Origin of the sequence: Succinimonas sp. (assembly GCF_045225735.1) — a bacterium.
GTDB lineage: Bacteria > Pseudomonadota > Gammaproteobacteria > Enterobacterales > Succinivibrionaceae > Succinimonas.
Genome location: NZ_JBGVBR010000105.1, coordinates 1 through 3,346, shown reverse-complemented (window position 1 = coordinate 3,346; position 3,346 = coordinate 1). Strand labels below are relative to the sequence as shown.

Below are 3,346 nucleotides of genomic sequence, written 5' to 3'. Positions count from 1 at the left end.
GACATTGTAATCAATGTCGGGGCTCCACTCCTTGATGCCGGGGGCGGAGCTCAGCATTCTGGCAGTCTCCTGCCATGTGGCAAAATCAGCCACGGTGATGCGGTAGCCCTTCCGGGACATTCTCTCGGCGCGATCCTGAAGCCCGGCGGGGAGACAGCTTTCCTGGGTACGGCATCTCACATAGATGACATTTTTAAGGACGCCGCCGAAGACGCTCTTTTCGGCCCGGACAAAGGCAATGCCGCCGGCGGGCTCCGGAGCAGGATTATCCGCCTGATAGGCCACGCTGCCATTGCCCCAGAAGCCCAGAGCGCCGTCAGGAAGCTCGGATCCGGCCGCTGCGGGAGCGAAGCTGTAGCCGGTCCATACCTGAAAATCCGTTCCGCCCATAGCAAACGTCTGATCCCCCGCCCCCGGATCCGCGGCCGCGCTCATTCCGAAAACCGATAAAGCAGCCAATGAGCCGCAGACAAAAGATGTGCCAAGCTTCATGTTAATTACCTCTGAGAGATGGTGCGATCACCGTGAAATTCCGTCTGTCCCCGGCTTCCGCCCGGAACCTGAATAATTTTTACTGCCGCCCCTTTTTGCTGTCGTAGAGCCGCATCTCGGATCCCGGGGCCGCATCCGCCGTGCGGGATACCATGCTGACAGTCTCCGGCTCCGGTTCCTCCCCGGTGCAGCCGCGGGCCTTCAGAAATTCCCCGAGCTCCTGCTTCGCAATGCTTCGTTCCTCCGGGGACAGCTTTGCCAGAAGACTCTCCCCCTTCCGGGATGAGGAACCGCAGGTCTCGGCCGCGGCATACCACTGATAAGCCTCCCGGAACATGCCGCCGTCCTCGTAGAGTCTGGCCATGTTCTCCATGGCCCGGTAGTACTTTTTGGCGGCGGCCCGGGCATAAAACCTCATGGCTGCCTGCACGTTGGACTTATTTCCGCCGTCCTCCTGGGGGATTTTGCCCTCGTAGGACATGTTGCCCAGAGTGTTAAACGCCTCGGGCATGCCCCGGGCGGCCGCTTTCGCAAAATAGCCGTACGCCCGGGAATAATCCGGCTCCGGGGCATTGAGATAGTGCTCGCCCAGGCGGTAGCAGGCCCGGTTCTCGTTCACCCGGCAGGCGTCATTAAGAAGACTCAGGGCGGCATCCTCATCCCGGGAAACGCCCATTTTGCCGGTTTCCTTCAGGGTGGCCAGATAGATGGCGGCCTCGCTGAAGCAGCGGACGGCCAGCTCGTCCTTCAGGTTATAGCGGTTGTTGCCGCTCCCCACCGCCGTATAGAGATAGGCTACTGCTTTTTTGCTGTTCTTCTGAATGGAGCCCATGCCGTCCCGGTACACCTCGTAGAGGAGACAGGGAGCTACCCGGGAGCCCTGCCAGGTGGCCTTTTCCAGAATCTTCACCCCTCTCTCGGGATCGCTCTGACCGTACTTCCCGCTGATGAGAAGAGCCCCCAGACGTTCCGAGGCCTTGTAGTCTCCGGCCCGGGAAGCCCGGTCAAGATAATCGTAGCCCAGCCGGCGGTTTTCCTCCCGGGTCTCCCGGGATTCCTCCTCGCTGCCGGAAAAGCTGATGCGTCCCTGCACCAGGTATTCCCCCAGATCCCGGGCCGCGTCGATCTGGCCCTTAAGAGCCGCTTCCCGGAGGAGAATGGCCGCCTTCCGGAAATACTCCGGGGTGTGGTAGCGGTGAAGATAGTACTTGGCCAGGTAATACATGCCGTTTCGGTTCTCTCCGTCCACGGAGCGGATAAGCCACTTCAGCCCTTCTTCCTCGTCGATGGCGATATCACTGCCGATAAAGCCGGTGAGGTAGTCCAGCCCCATGAGGTTCTCGGCATTGTGGGCGCCGTGTTCGGCATTGACGCGGATCCACTTCCGGAACTTCTGCCGGGTTTCGGGGGTGTTGTTATCCTGATACTGCTCCCGGGAGATGGTGAGCATCATGTCCGCCGCCAGCTGATTGCCCTTCTCGGCCGCCATGGTGAAATACTTTTCCGCCAGGGCCGGATCCCGGACGGCGTCCTGAAAGCGGTAGATCATGCCCAGAGCATGGGCCGCATCGGCATCGCCGCCCTCCGCCGCCGGCTTCAGAAGCTCAATGGCCCGGCGGTAGTCCTTTTCCGTGGGATCCTTCTTCGACACCAGATACATGGCCAGCTGCTGCCGGGCTGTCATATTGCCGCCCCGGAGGAGCTCCTCCAGCACCGGAAGAGCCTCCTCCGGCCGGTTTTTAGCGAGAGCCAGAGCAGAAAACTCCAGCATGACGGCGGGATCCTTATGCGCCAGATCCTGCCGGTAATAATCAAGAGCCAGATCCTCGTTCTGCGGCACCCCGGAGGATCCTGCGGCATAGGAACGCGCAAGCTTGGCGAGAGCCTGATGATCTCCGGCGGCAGCCAGCTCCTTCATGAGCTTCAGGCCCTTCTCCTGACTGGAGTCCGGAATCATCTTATCCATATGGATCAGAGCTTCGATATAACGGGATGCCGGGTTTTTATGATCCTTTCCGCAGTACTTAAGGGCATCGCCGTAATTCCCGGCCTGATAGCGGGACTGGCACAGCGAGGCATTGCTGTCGCAGCCTTCCAGGGCCAGAGCCGCGCTGACTGCCAGAAGAGAAAGATAAACTGCTGACTTCATAATTCTTTCTGTTTTCCGCATGCTGTCTTCAATGAATCCGATTTCATGGTCAATATATTGGCGCTATAGCCAAACCTGCAGCAAAATTTATGCCGCTTTGCCGGAGAGTCTCCCGGGGGGGCCGCAAAGCGCCCGGCCGGGAATATTTTCATGAGTGTAATTATATTGCATCAGAGGCCGGAGACCGCATTTTAAATGGGCATTTTAGGGGATCCGGTCACGCATTCCGGCTGTCCGGCATAAGCGGTAATAACCCCGCCCGCCCCGCCGGAGCTCCGGGACAGTCCTGCGGACGGGGATAAAATCGGACAGGAATAAAGCAATACGGGAATAAATCAGACGGGGTAACCGCGCTGCTTCAGGATATGACGCAGTTTTGCGATTTGCTCGATTATCAGGGAGCAGCACTTAAAGAATCTGATGACGATAAGGAGATTCAGCAGGCCGAATGCCAGAGCGCAAAGGGAAAGCGCAAACCGGAATGCCATCTCCCCCAAGGACAGCGTAAGCTGCGCTTCCTCGCCGGGATTGCCGCCAATGCTGACAATAAAGGCCACCAGGCTGCCAAATCCGAACACCAGCAAAAGCACCCAGAGAATCACCACCCCCCAGAGCCAGGCAATAATCTTATTGACGTTTCTGACCTTTTCCGCAAAGCCCTTTTTGCCAGCTTCCCTGAAGGCCTGAGAAACTCTGTTAACCAGA

Annotated in this window: 3 protein-coding genes; all 3 read right to left on the bottom strand. The window is 58.6% G+C overall.

The window, feature by feature from the left end:
* On the bottom strand, nucleotides 1-492 hold a 492-nt coding region (locus ACJROR_RS03610), incomplete at its 3' end, for a hypothetical protein (protein ID WP_406545905.1).
* Between the two features lie 79 nt (nucleotides 493-571).
* Nucleotides 572-2,641: a hypothetical protein gene (locus ACJROR_RS03605; RefSeq protein WP_406545904.1), complete on the bottom strand. Its 2,070-nt coding sequence runs from the start codon at nucleotides 2,639-2,641 to the stop codon at nucleotides 572-574.
* A gap of 335 nt (nucleotides 2,642-2,976) precedes the next feature.
* Nucleotides 2,977-3,346 (bottom strand): hypothetical protein (locus ACJROR_RS03600; protein ID WP_406545903.1); only part of this gene is annotated, 370 nt, incomplete at its 5' end.